The organism is Streptomyces sp. NPDC111516 (assembly GCF_055635345.1).
Map to the genome: position 1 here is coordinate 70179 of NZ_JBVKBV010000011.1, position 13621 is coordinate 83799.

The window sequence follows — 13621 nt, forward strand, 5'->3', positions numbered from 1 at the left end:
TCCGAGAGTGCGTTCGTTACTTGCCGACCGACTTGCGGTAGGCCGACGCCGAGGCGGACAGGAGGGTGTCGATGCTGTTACTGCCGATCGGCTTCATCTTGTACAGGTCGGGACCGCCCGCCTCGATGGGCGCCCCGGCCGGGATCCACGGGTTGGTGAGCTGCGGGAAGGCGTCACTCATGTGGCCGTTCAGCCAGTCCATCCAGGGCAGGCCGGTGTTCTGCAGCGCCGGCTGGGTGGAGATGGAGCCGGTCTGCTCCAGCCACTTCTTGTAGTTGTCGGGCTCGGAGAACATCGCGAGCCACTGCATCGCCAGGTCCTTGTGCGGCGCGGTGGTCGGGACCACCCAGGTGAGGTCCGGCTTGAACGCGACGCGGTTGGCCGCCGGATCGTCGGTGCCCGGCAGGGCGAAGAACCCGAGGTTGAGCTTCGGGTTGGCCTGCTGGATGGTCAGCCCGTCCCAGGAGCCGTCGAGCAGGAACGGGTAGTCGTCGGTCTTCGTGGCCCAGATGCCGGGCGCGGTCTGCTGGGACACGCCCGAGGCATTGGGCTCGATGTACTGCATGACCTCCGTGTGCCGCTGCGAGATCTCCTTGTAGACCGGGTCGGTCCAGGACTGTGTGCCCTTCCAGAATGCGGTGGCCCGGTCCTCGGACACCTTGACGGACTCCGAGGGCCGGCGCCCCTTCATGATCATCTGATTCGCGATGCCCTGCCACACGCCGCCGTGCATGCCGCTCTGCGCGGACACGAAGATCGGTGTGATCCCGGCCTTCTTGAGCTTGTCGCAGGCGTCCAGGAATTCCTGGTACGTCGTGGGAACGGACAGGCCGTGCTTCGCGAGCAGGTCCTTCTTGTACCAGATCGCACCGGCACCGACGTACTCGGCGGCCATGACGCCGTAGACGCCACCCTTGTATCCGACCGCGGCGGCCTGGACCTCCGGGTCGTACTTCTTCATGAACGGCTGGTCCTTGAGGTCGGTCAGCTGACCGGACGTGATGAGCGCGGCCGCCCCGCCGGGCTTGAGGCTGGTGTAGTCGGGCGCGTAGCCCTGCTGGGTCGGCGGGAACTGGGCGAGGACGTCGAGGGACTTGGACTGCAGCATGCTGTTCCACAGCTGCTGCCAGGCGCCGTTGGCGTTCGGTGCCGTCTGCAGTTTGACGGTGACTCCGGGATGCGCCTTCTCGAACTTGGCGTTGAGCTCCTTGGTGAACTCCACGGCGCCGGGGTTCGTCCACTCCGCGACGGTCAGCGTGACGTTCTGCTTCGCTCCGCTGCCGCCGCCACTTCCGGAGGACGGCGTGGTGCAGGCGCCGAGGACCGTGGTCAGGCAGACGGTCGCGGCGAGGATCGTGAAGGGTGTACGGGTTCTCATGGGCCGGGCTCCTTCGGGCGGTCGGTCAGGGGCGTTGGAGGGCACCGTCGGCGCGTCGCGGCGGCTTCCACGCACGACCGGGGGCGGGGAACCGGGGCGGGTGTTTCAGGGCAAGACGTTCGTCGAAGTCGACGCCGAGTCCGGGTGCGGTGCTCGGCCACAGGTGGCCGTCGCGGATCTCGGGGCAGCCGGGGAACACCTCCTGTGCGGCGGGCCCGAACAGGTGCTGCTCCTGGATGCCGAAGTTAGGGCAGGCCAGGTCCAGGGCCAGGTTGGCGGCATGGCCGACCGGCGAGACGTCACCGGGGCCGTGCCACGCGGTCCGTACGCCGAACAGTTCGCAGGCGCCCGCGAGCCGCCAGGCCGGGGTGATGCCGCCGATGGCGGAGATGTGGACGCGGATGAAGTCGCACAGCCGCTCCTGGACGACCGGCCGGTACTCGGCGGGGTTGGTGAACAGTTCACCGATGGCGATGGGCGTCACGGACCGGCTGCGCAGGGTCCGGAGCCACTCGATGTCCTCCGGCGCGACCGGGTCCTCCAGATAGAAGAGGTCGTACGGCTCCAGGTCCTTCGCGAGCCGTACGGCGTCGGTGGGATGGACCCGCTCGTGGACGTCGTGGATCAACTCGACCTCGGCGCCCAACTCCTGGCGCAGATGGCCGAACAGCTCTCGGACGGTACGCCGGTACGCCGCCGGGTCCCAGGCGTTCGGGGTGAGGGGCGGGCGGGAGCCGGCCGGGGCCGCCGCGGCCGGCGCCCCGTAGGTGCCCGCGCCGGGGACGGCGACCTGGCAGCGCACGTACCGGTAGCCCTGGGACATCAGGTCACGTACTTCGTCGGCGACCTCCTCGGCGTCCCGCCCCTGGGCGTGCGCGTACAGGGGCACCGCGGTACGGCACCGGCCGCCGAGAAGCTGCCACACCGGCAGACCGGCCTGCTTCCCCTTGATGTCCCACAGCGCCATGTCCACCCCGGACAGCGCGTTGTTGAGCACCGGGCCCGACCGCCAGTAGCCGCTGACGTGCAAGGTCGACGCGATGTCGGTGATGTCCGCGGGGTCGCGCCCGATCAGCTGCGGCGCCAGGTACTCGTCGACCGCGGTGGCGACCGCCGCCGCCCGCTGGGTGAAGGTGGCGCAGCCGAGTCCGTACAGTCCGGGTTCGCTGGTGTCGACCCGGACGACGACGAGCGTCGTACCGGCCGGTGCGGTGAGGATGGCCCGGACCGAGGTGATCCGGACGCCGGAGGGCTGCGCCCACGGCGGCTCGATGGGTTTGTCGGGGGTATCGCTCACGGGTGTGGCTCCTGGTTCTGGCCGGCGCTCGCCGCGCGTGCGAGCGCCGGGCTGACGGGTACCGCTGGGCCTTGTCCGGTCCGGTACGTCGGTCGGGATCCCTGACTGTGTGTGCGGGGCAGGCCGGAGTCCGACGATGGGGGCCGCCCGGCCGTCGGACTGCCGCCGGGCTTTCTCCGGGCGGGCGCCGCGGATGGTCGAGCTCTGCTCAGCGCCCGATGCCCCACCGGGTGTCGACACGACCGCCGGTGAACTGCGCGCCGGTGCCCCAGAACGGGGCGAAGTTGTAGCAGCCCGATGTCGGGTGCGCCGCCTGTGTCGTCCAGTAGGTGGCGCCGTGACCGGTCGTTCCGGCGTCCTGTACCTGGACGGCGAACGTGGTCCGGGCAACGCTCCCGGGCCGCGTCGCTCTCACCTCGGCCGCCAGTTCAGGGAGTTGGTTCCAAGCGAGGGCGATCTCGTATCTGGTCTGCTTGTTGGCGTCGTCCCTGGAGACGAGTACCCGGCCTTCGGTGCCGTCGGCCTGCTGTGCGTCCATCGGGCCGAGCGGCGTCGGGAGCACCGCGTTGGTCGGGTAGAAGGTCTGGTAGTTGGTGCCCGGCGCCAGTTGCCGGTGCAGCTCGGAACGGCCTCCGGTGGCCAGGGTGGCCACGTACAGGTGCGAGATCGACCGCAGGCACTTCTCGTAGTGCGGATCCCCGGCCAGTAGATCCTCGGTCTTGTCGGCCGTGGCGTCGAAGGCCAGTTGGACGCTGTCCGCCTGGAACGGAAACTTGTACGCGTCGGCCGTGAACGCCGGGTTCGACACCTGGATGTCGTCCTCGACCAGGGCTCTGACGTACAGGAAGGCGTCGTCCCAGGCGGCCTGGAACGAGTAGATCCTGCTGTCACCGGCCGCGGTCACGCTGGTCATCGTCACCGGGATGACGTCGTTCCACTGGCTGGCGCTCCCGCCGACGGTGATGTGCCGGAACGGGAGATAGGCGACCTGCACGGTCTGCGATCCGCTCTGGTGGAAGCCCGGCCGGTGGTCCACAGTGACGTCGTATCCGACGGTGTACTGGTTCTTCTCGCTGACGTCGAACTCCGTGACGGGGACGGAGACGGTGCGGGACTCCCTGGGCTTGATCCCGTTGACCGGGACGGTCCGCCGCGCGACCCGCCAGCCAGGCGGCGGGGTGATCCTGAGTGAGGCGTCCAGCGCCTTCGGGGTGACGTTCTCCACCCGTACGTCGATGGTGCTGGTCGAGTCCAGCGGCTTCACGAAGGACAGGGGGCTGACGTGCAGCGGCGTGGTGCAGTCGAAGTGCGCGCCCTGGGTCAGGGCCTTGCGGAGCGCCTCCGGTGACAGGTCGCTGTCGAAGTAGACGGCCTCCCACGGCTTCAGCGTCAACGTGACACGGGACGACCTGCCGTCGGTGAGCCTGCGCCCCAGGTAGTCGTAGGCGCGGATGCCGCGCGCGTCGTTCAGGGTGAGGGTGCCGGTGTAGCCGGCGCTCTGGTGCTCGTCCGTGCCGTCGTAGAGCTGGTCGGCGTAGACGGCTGCCCTGCCCCTACCGTCCGCGCCCCGGAAGAGGAAGCCCCACGTGGACTTCGCGTCCGGGTACAACTCCTCCTGCAATGTGGAGTCTTCGAGCAGGCTCGTCATCGTGGCGTAGGCGACCACCACGGGCCGCGGGGTCCTGGTCTTCGCGTCGTAGATGTTGAAGTCGTCGCCGGAGTAGCCCTTGTCGTAGGACAGGGAGAACCAGAAGATCCGGATGGGCGAGTCCTCTTCGGCACCGGCGAGCATGTGCAGCAGATAGGTCGGGGCCAGCGTCCGGGCCACCCCGTAGGCGGCCTCCTCGGCCGGCAGGTCCGCGAAGTTGTAGCGGGTGGCGGTGCCCAGCTCGGTCTGCCACTGCCCGGCGCGCCCGTTCGTCCGCGACCAGAGCCTGTCCATCTTGATCTGCGTCTTGGTCATCGCGTACTGCGTCGCGTCGGGGTAGCCGTAGGCGTGGTTGACCGAACCGTCGATGTAGCCGGTGTCCTTGGAGCCCTGGGCGTAGACGATGTCGCGGTTGTAGGAGACCGAGCCGCCGCCGATCAGGTTCACGTCCGGGTACTCCGGTTTCACCCGTTCCCAGATCATCCGGCACATGTCGCGGTAGTCCTGTGCGTCGCCGGTCTTCCACGTCCAGCCGTGGACCCACGGCTCGTTCCACAGCTCCCAGTTGGGGACCAGGTCCTGCAACGGAGCGATCGCGTGGTAAACCATCTCGACGTGCGCGGCCATGTCCTTGGGCCGGTTCTGGTAAAGCTTGAGCGGCTCGCCGTTCGGGCCCGGCTGGACGTTCCACGACATGTTGTAGTTGATGCCGCCGAGGGTCTCGATCCCGTGCTCGTGCCAGTCGGCTATCTCGGCCCGGGCGACATCGATCTGGGGCTGCTGCCAGAACACCCCCGCTTTCGGGGACACGGTGTCGGGCTGGACGGACGCGATGCCCCGGGTCCACTTCACACCCATGCGCTGCGCGATCCGCTTGGTGATCGCCGGGGTGGACTCCGGCCGGATTCCCATGCCGAACACCGACTGCGGACGACGTCCCGCGACCGTGGGCCGGATCACGCCGAGCCCGATGGTCTGCGCGAGCAACTGCGTCCCGGCCGAGTCCGTGACGGTCGCGGTGACCAGGTAGTAGTCGGGGCCGAGCGAACCGAGCGGGATCGTGACGGTGCTCGGGGTGCCCGCCGCCGCCTCGAACGGCTCCGTTCCGCTTCCGGGGGACTCGTTCCGGGCCGAGACGGACCAGGCGACCGTTCCGCTCAGCGCGGTGGGGCTGGTCACGGTGACCAGCAGGTCGGGAGTCGCCGGGGCGTCGCCGTCGACCGGGTAGAGCCCGGTCGGGTCGGAGAAGGCGAGGGTGACTGCAGGCCCGGCCACGGCGGCCTGCGGGGCGGCCGGTCCGGCGGCCTGGGCGCGCGGCGCCAGGACGCCGGTGGCCGCCGCTCCGAGGACGGTCGCCGCCCCCAGGCCCACGAGTTTACGGCGGGACATCTCGCCGGGAGCCGGCGATTCCGCGGTGGTACGAGGACGTCGATCTTGGCTGTTGGACACGAGCGGACCTCTCCAGACGTCAGCGCGGGCAATCCGCGGGTGACACCGGCCTGAGCACACACAGGCCGGAGGGGGGAACGGGGATCGAGTGCAGGCCGGGGCCCAGGGTCCGGACGGACGAGCCGGCGGGCCGGCCACAGGCGTCCGCCGCGTCCAGCCGGACCTCCACGGCACGGCCGTCGACGTCCAGGGCCACGTGCGCGGCGGCGGTGGAGTTGACGAGGGCGGTCTCGGTGAAGGCTTCGAGGCGCAGCGGGGCGACACGGTGTTCGGCGTAGTAGGTGATCACGGTTCGCTTCCCGGCGCTCGCGATCACCGTCTCGTAGAGCTGGTCGGGCCGTCCCGCGCGGATCTCGCCGCGGGTGAGAACGTCGCGGTGGTCCCGCCAGAACCCGAGCCAGAAGGCCGTCATCGCGCGGTGCTCGGCGGACTGCCCGGTCAGTGGCACGGAGATCTGCGGGGTCGCGTACAGGGCCGAGTGGAGCTGCCTGGCCGCCGTCTCCGCCGTCGCCCCGGAGTCCCACATGAGCATGTCCGAGTGGACGGATCCGGACGTGGTGGCGGCGATGTCCAGCGTCCGCACCCGGTTGGCGGTCGCGTCGGCCGGGCAGTCCTCGGCGCGCAGGAGGTTGCCGAAGCCGGCCATGCCCGGACCGGTGTAGGGCTGCCGGAGTTCGACGAGCAGTTCGTCGCCGCGCAGTTCGCGCAGCCTCTCGCGCAGCTCGGTCAGCAGCAGCCGCATCGCGACGCCGACGTCGGTCCCGGCCCGGCCGCCCTCCTCCTGGGCGTAGACCATCGCGAAGTCCAGGAAGTCGATCTTCAGTCCGTCCAGGCCGTAGCGGCGCACGAGGTCCACGCAGGCCTCGGTGACGAACCGCCGGACCTCCTCGTGGCGCGGGTCGAGGACACGGCACGAAAGACGCGGTACGGCATGCGGGGCGAACTCCCTCAACTCCTCGTGTGCCAGAGTATTTTCGCCGAGCAACAGCGGGGCGATCCAGGTCAGGTAGCGCAGTCCGAGGCCCTGAACGGTCTTGACGTGCGCGGCGAAGTCGGGGAATTTCGCCGGATCCGGCGTCCAGTCGCCGCTGCCGGAGTAGCCGGGTCCCTGGGCTCGTTGCTGCCAGCCGTCGTCCAGCAGCAGGACCCCGCAACCGGCCTGGGCCGCGCGCGCCGCCTCAGCCTCGACGTGCGCTGCGTCCACGTCCCGGTGCAGCGAGTACCAGGTCGAATAGGCCGGGGTGCGGGCCGCGTCGGGCGTGGGCAGTGCGTCGCCGTCGTGGAGCCGGCGTGTCAGGGCCCGCGTCGTGTCGGCGAAGGACCGTCCCGGAGTCTGGACGTGTACGCGGCAGCTTTCTCCCGGACGCAGGTCCATGGCCAGCCAGACCCCGAAGCGGGCCGTGGCCTCCGCGACGCCGAACCGGATCCTGGTCGTCGCCGTGACCCGGTCGGACGCCAACGCCAGCAGCGCCGCGCCGGCCGCGTCGTACAGGCAGCCCAGCGGCGCCGAGTCGACGAGGCCGACGATTCGCCAGCCACTCGCCCAGTCCGCGACCAGGTGCCGGTCCCAGCCCGCCGCCGGATGCCAGTAGCCGACGGCATCGCCGATCGGAACGGCCAGACGTAGCAACGTCGGCCCCGCGGGGCCGGCCTGAAGGTGAATCACCGAGCCGTCCTCGTCGTGCTCCACCTCGGGACGCGGCCCTTCGGTCAGCAGAGCGACCTCGGCGCCATGCACGTGGAGCGCGTCGTGGTCGGCCCACAACTGCGCCAGATCCATGGTGTCGACCATCTTCGATTCCCTCCGAGGTCCGGCCCCTGAAACACAGCCAGCTGAGACAACGTTGCCTAGAGATGGAGCACGCTCGCTCGAGACACCTCCATCGGTCTGAAGGTGCCGGCCCTGCATCAGCAGTTTTCCCGTCGATTTACGGGACGATCATCCCTGGTCAGGTAGCCGATGGCGATGAACTGGTGGCCGTCGGCCAGTGCGACGCGAGCTGTACCGGCGCAAAGCCGTAGCCGTCGCCCTCCCTGGGCCGGTTCTGAACCATAGCCAGTTGAGACAACGTTGCCTAGGGGGTCAGCGCGACTGTCGACGGCCGGTTGCCCAGGGGGTCGCGCAGACGGCGCACAGGTGCTTCCCGGACGCCTCACCTTGCCCAACAGGGCCTGGAGAAACGGAAGTCACGCCTGAACTGTGTCCGGTGCTTTCCGTTCCCGCCGGGCGCGACGCGCTCTGCCGGACGGGCCTAGGTCCTGTCCTGCCGGTCTTCGCGGGCCCGGAACGCCTGGCACCGCACCTCGCCGGGTTGTCGGAGTCGCCCGAGTACGTCCAGTACGAGGACGATCCTCCGCCTTGCGATGCACCGCACCCAACGCCCCGGGCCGATCCACGAGGATCGACAGGACAGGACCTAGCTAGTGCCCCTCCCGGCAAGCTTTGCCCCGTCGCGCCACCCAGCACGCACGCTCGCCGCGTTGGCCAAAAGCCCTGGTAGCTCCGCTACAAGGACTTCCGGCCGCCTTGCGATCGCACGCACCGGACGACGCTCCTTACGGGGCAAACATTGCCGGTCACGGCACTAGCGGGCGGCGTCCGGTGTGACGGGGAGGTCCGCCGCCGCGGCGCCGGACGTGCGGCGCTCGACAAGGGTCGTGGGAATGACGACCGTCTTGGGGCGCGACGTGTCCCCCGCGATGCGCTTGAACAGCAGTTCGGCGCCGATCCTGCCGATGGCGCGCACGTCGTAGGAGACGACGGTCAGCGGGCGCGCCATCAGACCGGCGGTCTCGAAGTCGTCGAAGCCGACCACGTCCAGGTCCTGCCCCAGCCGGTTCAACGCGCCGAGTGCGCCGAGGGTGATCCGGTTGTTGAGGGCGAAGAGCGCAGTGGGCGGCTGAGGCGCCGACAGCATCCGCTCGACCGCGGCCTCGGTGTCGCGCAGCGTGTGCAGGCCGTACCGGATCAGGTCGGGCCGGTACGGCAGCGCGGCCCCCTCCAGCGCACTCTCGGCGGCCGACAGCCGCTCGGCCATGGGATGGATGCTCAGCCAGTCCGACAGCACGCCGATCCGCTCATGACCGCGGGCCACCAGGTGCTCGATCGCGCCCCGCGCGCCCGCCGCGTTGTCGATGAGCACGGTGTCGGCGCGCAGGTTGGTGGGCGGGCGGTCGAGGAAGACGGCCGGGGTGCCCATCTCTATTTCGGCGCGCAGGTAGACATGGTCGGCGGTGCTGCCGGCGGGCACGACCAGCAGTCCGTCGACCCGGTGCTCGCACATCTGCAGCAGGAGCTTGCGCTCGCGGTCGGCGTCCTCCTCCGAACTGGCCGTGATCAGCAGCGTGTCGTGCTCCAGGGCGCACTGCGCCGCGGCGGCGGCGATGCCCGCGTAGAACGGGTTGGCCAGGTCCTCGATGAGCAGTCCCACCGTCGCCGACGTACTGCGCGAACGCAGGTCCCGGGCCTTGTTGTTGCGTCGGAATCCCAGCCGGGTCACCGCGGCCAGCACGCGCTCGGCCAGCTCCGGGTCGACGGTGGACACACCGTTGACCACGCGCGAGACGGTCTTGAGGCTGACGCCTGCCTCGCGTGCGACGTCGACCATCGTCGGACGCCGCGGTCCGGTCGTGCTCGGACCCGGTGTGCTCATGGACGGAACGCTCCTCTCGGCGACATGGCGCTGTGAGGGTGCCAACGTTGTCTCGCTGAGCAACCACACAGCCGCCGAGGTCCCGCGGATCACCCTACGCCATCGTCGGCCTCCGCTTCGATGGGCCTGATCCCGAGCGCGAAGCGGGCCGGAACCGCGGCCAGATGATGCCGTGGCTGGACGGAAGGCCCGCATGCGCCGCTGCCGAGGCCGTGGTGTTCGAGGTCGATGTTGAGGTGGAGGAGACCGTCGGGCTCCAGGCCGGCGGTGTGGGCCGCGCTCTGCAACGCCTGTGCGGACCAGGGTTTCACGGTCAGGTCGAACCACGGGCTGCCGGTGATCTCGATGCCGCCGGTGCCGTACCCGGCGGGACCTGGAGGGGTGCCGCCAGTGCCGTACCCGCCGGAACGGGAGCGGGTGAGGCGGGCCCACCGGAGGTGTCTCCGGTTACCGTTCTCCTGCGGGCGCACGTACCGGGTCTGCATGGCTTCGACGGTGCTCTCGTACCGTCCGAGCCGCACCGCGGAGTCGCTGTCCCGGTATGCCTCACCGGGTCCGAGGCCGAACCAGGTGACCTGGTCGAACTCGCCCGGCAGGGTCATCGCGACGCCGAGCCTGGGCAGCGGGACGGGCCACGGCTGCGTCGGTGCGGTGTCGACGGTCAGCACAAGCCGGTTCCCGTCCTCGGCACTCCAGTGGTAGTCGACGAGCAGGCCGAGGTCCGAGCCCGCCGGGGAGATCCTGGTCCGTACGGTGATCCCGTCGTCGTCGGTCTCGACCTGCAGGACCTTGTGCCGGAGGCGGTCCAGTCCGGCCTGCTGCCACGCCGCGCCCAGCGGTGAGAACCGATCGTTGTCGATCGGCGCCCGCCACACGTCGACCCGGGGCCCGCACACGGGCAGTTCGCCGAGGCGGACCAGGGTTCCGGTGATCGCGTCGAACCGGGCGGCGCCCAGGGTGATCGTGTCACCGTCGCGGTGCGGTACCGCGCCCCGGCCGCCGTCTCCGCGTGCCGGTGGGGCGAACGGCGGAACGGCCTGCGACGCGCGGTCGGCGCCCGGACCGATCTGGGTCCAGGCGACGGTGTGGCCCGCGTCGGCCCAGGGTTCGTTCGCGGCGAGTTCGGCGTTCACGGTCAGCCAGTGTTCTCCTGGCCCGGCCGTGTCGACGGCCTTGGCCAGGGAGTCGGGCCAGTCGACAGGGCCCTGCGCGCCGGGCCCGATCACCGGTACGTCCCACTCGCCCTCGGCCACGGGGACACCGTCCGCCTCCAGGCGCCAAGTCCACCTGAGATACCCGGTGTCACGTGTGTGGTGGAGGTTACGGACCACGATGCCCCGGCCCGGCGCGGCCTCGATCCTGACCGGCTCGATGACCTTCGCGTACTCCAGCAGTCCGGGCGAGGGGGTGCGGTCCGGGAACAGCAGCCCGTCGATGACGAAGTTCCCGTCGTGGACCGGCTCCCCGAAGTCCCCACCGTAGGCGTGATACAGGGTTCCGTCGGCATCTCGCCGTGCGATGCCGTGGTCGATCCACTCCCAGACGAAGCCTCCGGCCAGTCGCGGATGTGCCTCGAACAGCTCCTGGTACTCGCGCAGTCCGCCGGGCCCGTTGCCCATGGCGTGCCCGTACTCGCACAGCAGCAAGGGCATGGCGCGCCGCCGCGCGTCGTTCACGGGGTCGCCGGTCAGCGGTTCCTGCCCGCAGGCGATCGCCGCCACCGTGGAGTGGTCGGGGTACATCACCGAATAGAGGTCGGTGCACACGCAGTTGTCCCAGTCGCCCTCGTAGTGGATGAGGCGGTCCGGGTCCCGGTCGCGGATCCATGCGGCCATGGCCTCCAGGTTCGCCCCGGTGCCCGACTCGTTGCCCAGCGACCAGATCACGACGCTGGGATGGTTCTTGTCCCGTTCCACCATCCGCTCGGCCCGGTCGAGCAGCGCCGCCCGCCAGGCCGGGTCGGCACCGGGGTTGCCCCGCCAGGCGTTCTTCGAGAAGCCGTGCGTCTCCAGGTCGCATTCGTCGATCACCCAGAGCCCGTACTCGTCGCACAGGTCGAGAAAGGCCGCATCCGGCGGGTAGTGGCTCGTTCTGACGGCGTTGATGTGATGCCGTTTCATCAGCAGCACGTCGGCGAGCATCGTTTCGTACGCCAGTGTCCGTCCGGTGACCGGATGCCATTCGTGCCGGTTGACGCCGCGGAACAGCAGAGGTTTGCCGTTGGCGGTCAGCACACCGTCCTCGACCGCGATCCGCCGGAAGCCGATCCGGATCGGCACCCGTTCCGTCGCCGTCTTCAACTCACCCCGGTAGATGCGCGGTTCTTCGTCGCTCCAGGGCGTGACGCCGACCACGGCGTGCGGTCCGGCCGGCTCGGCGTCGACGAGCCCGAGTTCCGGGACGGTGAGCCGTGCCTCGCCCTCGACGTCGACACGCAGTGTGCCCAGACCCGTGCGGTGGTCGTAGTCGGCGTGGACGAAGAAGTCGGCGATGCCCCCGGCGGGCCGGGCCAGCAGCCGCACCGAGCGGAAGATCCCCGACAGCCACCACATGTCCTGGTCTTCCAGGTAGGTTCCGGCGGACCACTGGTGCACCCGGACCGCCAGCACATTGCGTCCGGGGCACAGCACGTCCGTGACGTCGAACTCCGTCGGCAGCCGGCTGCCCTTGCCGTCGCCCAGCCGCACCCCGTTCAGCCAGACCGCGAAGCACGAGTCCACACCCTCGAACCTGAGGACCGCCACTCCCCCGTCGGCAAATCCCGCTGCGGCCTCGAACTCCTGGCGGTACTCCCCCGTCGGGTTGTCGTCGGGCACCCGGGGCGGATCGACCGGGATCGGATACGTGATGTTCGTGTAGGCGGGAGCGCCGAACCGGGTGGGCCCTGGCAGGCCGTCCATCTGCCAGCAGGAGGGCACCGCGATGCGGGTCCAGGCGTCCGCGACGAACGCGGGGTCCTCGAATCCCGGGGTCAGGTCGTGCAGCCCGGCGGCCGGCCGGAAGCTCCAGGAGCCGTCCAGTTCGATCACCGGTGCATCGGAGCGGAACGACGCCCGGGGCCGTGCCCGGCCGTTGCCGGGTGACACGTCCTCGACGTACGCGTTCGCGGTGCGGCAGAGCTGCGTGTGGTCCATCGGTTCGGCTGTCCTTTCCCTGCGTTCGGATCAGTTCGGCATGGGGGGCGGCGCCGTCGACGCGCGGACTTTGAGAGTGCTGGGCGTGACGTGCTCGCGTTGCACCGGGGGCCGTCCGTCCAGGACGTCGAGCAGGATCCTCGCGGCCCGTCGGCCCACGTCGGCGCTGTGCAGGCTGACGCTGGTCAGCGCGGGGTCGACGAGTTCCGCGGCCGTGGTGTCGTCGAAGCCCGCCACGGACACGTCCGTAGGCAGGGCTCGTCCGTGCTCGCGCAGCCAGCGCATCGCGCCGAACGCCATGCTGTCGCTGAAGGCGAAGATCGCGGTGGGCGGCTCGGGTCGCGTCATCAGCCGTCCGGCCGCGGCGTAGCCGGACGCGGCGGTGAAGTCGCCGTGTTCCACCAGGTCGTCGGGGGTCGTACGACGGACGTCGGCGAAGGCGCGACGCAGGCCCCGCAGCCGGGCGGCCATGGCGAGCCGGTTCTCCACCGGGCCGTTGACGACGCCGATCCGGTGGTGTCCCAGGGCGAGCAGGTGCTGGGTGACGGCGTAGGCGCCGCCCTCGTCGTCGGGGTGGACGCGGTAGAGATCTTCGTCGGTGTAGCCGATGACGACGGTGGGATAGCCGGCCGACAGCAGCGCGGGCAGCGCATCCCCGCCCGCCCCGGCCTCCACGAGCAGCCCGTCGACCTGACGGCGCCGGGTGAAGCGCCGGTGGGCCGAGGCCGCGTCGTCGGGCACCTCGCGGGTGGACAGCAACAAACCGTAGCCGCGGGCGGCGAGTTCCTGGTCCGCTCCGCCGACCAGGCGGATCAGGTGGTCGTTGGAGAACGCGAAGCCGGGGTTGTGCGGGAGGACGACACCGACGACCTCGGTGCGCCCGCTCGCGAGGGCGCGAGCGCCCGCGCTCGGGCGGTAGTCGAGCACACGCATGGCGGAAAGCACCTTGCCCCGAACGCCGTCGGTGACCGTGGGGTCGCCGTTCACGACCCGGGAGACCGTCTGGTGCGAGACACCCGCCTTGGCCGCGACGGTGCGCAAAGTCGGCCGATCGGACACTCA

At 70.3% G+C, this 13621-nt stretch carries 7 protein-coding genes; all 7 read right to left on the reverse strand.

Annotation, left to right across the window (positions count from 1 at the left end; translation table 11 throughout):
• Window positions 1-16 precede the first annotated feature (16 nt).
• Window positions 17-1378 (reverse strand): ABC transporter substrate-binding protein, encoded by a 1362-nt coding sequence (locus ACZ7L9_RS21585; protein ID WP_471417085.1) that lies wholly within the window; start codon window positions 1376-1378, stop codon window positions 17-19.
• A gap of 25 nt (window positions 1379-1403) precedes the next feature.
• Window positions 1404-2675 (reverse strand): enolase C-terminal domain-like protein, encoded by a 1272-nt coding sequence (locus tag ACZ7L9_RS21590; protein WP_471417087.1) that lies wholly within the window; start codon window positions 2673-2675, stop codon window positions 1404-1406.
• Between the two features lie 208 nt (window positions 2676-2883).
• A complete protein-coding gene (locus ACZ7L9_RS21595; RefSeq protein WP_471417089.1) occupies window positions 2884-5712 on the reverse strand; it encodes a DOMON domain-containing protein in 2829 nt (942 codons plus the stop codon).
• Between the two features lie 79 nt (window positions 5713-5791).
• Window positions 5792-7564, reverse strand: coding sequence for an alpha-galactosidase (locus ACZ7L9_RS21600; RefSeq protein ID WP_471417091.1), 1773 nt, complete (start codon window positions 7562-7564; stop codon window positions 5792-5794).
• 793 nt (window positions 7565-8357) lie between these two features.
• Window positions 8358-9425, reverse strand: coding sequence for a LacI family DNA-binding transcriptional regulator (locus tag ACZ7L9_RS21605; RefSeq protein ID WP_471417093.1), 1068 nt, complete (start codon window positions 9423-9425; stop codon window positions 8358-8360).
• A gap of 89 nt (window positions 9426-9514) precedes the next feature.
• Window positions 9515-12559: a glycoside hydrolase family 2 TIM barrel-domain containing protein gene (locus ACZ7L9_RS21610; protein WP_471417095.1), complete on the reverse strand. Its 3045-nt coding sequence runs from the start codon at window positions 12557-12559 to the stop codon at window positions 9515-9517.
• 30 nt (window positions 12560-12589) lie between these two features.
• A complete protein-coding gene (locus tag ACZ7L9_RS21615; protein WP_471417097.1) occupies window positions 12590-13618 on the reverse strand; it encodes a LacI family DNA-binding transcriptional regulator in 1029 nt (342 codons plus the stop codon).
• Window positions 13619-13621: the final 3 nt, after the last annotated feature.

What these genes read in the sequence shown, in the direction of transcription:
- ACZ7L9_RS21585 (WP_471417085.1), bottom strand. Translation starts at nt 1,378, where the DNA reads ATGAGAACCCGTACACCCTTCACGATCCTCGCCGCGACCGTCTGCCTG.
- ACZ7L9_RS21595 (WP_471417089.1), bottom strand. Translation starts at nt 5,712, where the DNA reads ATGTCCCGCCGTAAACTCGTGGGCCTGGGGGCGGCGACCGTCCTCGGA.
- ACZ7L9_RS21600 (WP_471417091.1), bottom strand. Translation starts at nt 7,564, where the DNA reads ATGGTCGACACCATGGATCTGGCGCAGTTGTGGGCCGACCACGACGCG.
- ACZ7L9_RS21605 (WP_471417093.1), bottom strand. Translation starts at nt 9,425, where the DNA reads ATGAGCACACCGGGTCCGAGCACGACCGGACCGCGGCGTCCGACGATG.
- ACZ7L9_RS21610 (WP_471417095.1), bottom strand. Translation starts at nt 12,559, where the DNA reads ATGGACCACACGCAGCTCTGCCGCACCGCGAACGCGTACGTCGAGGAC.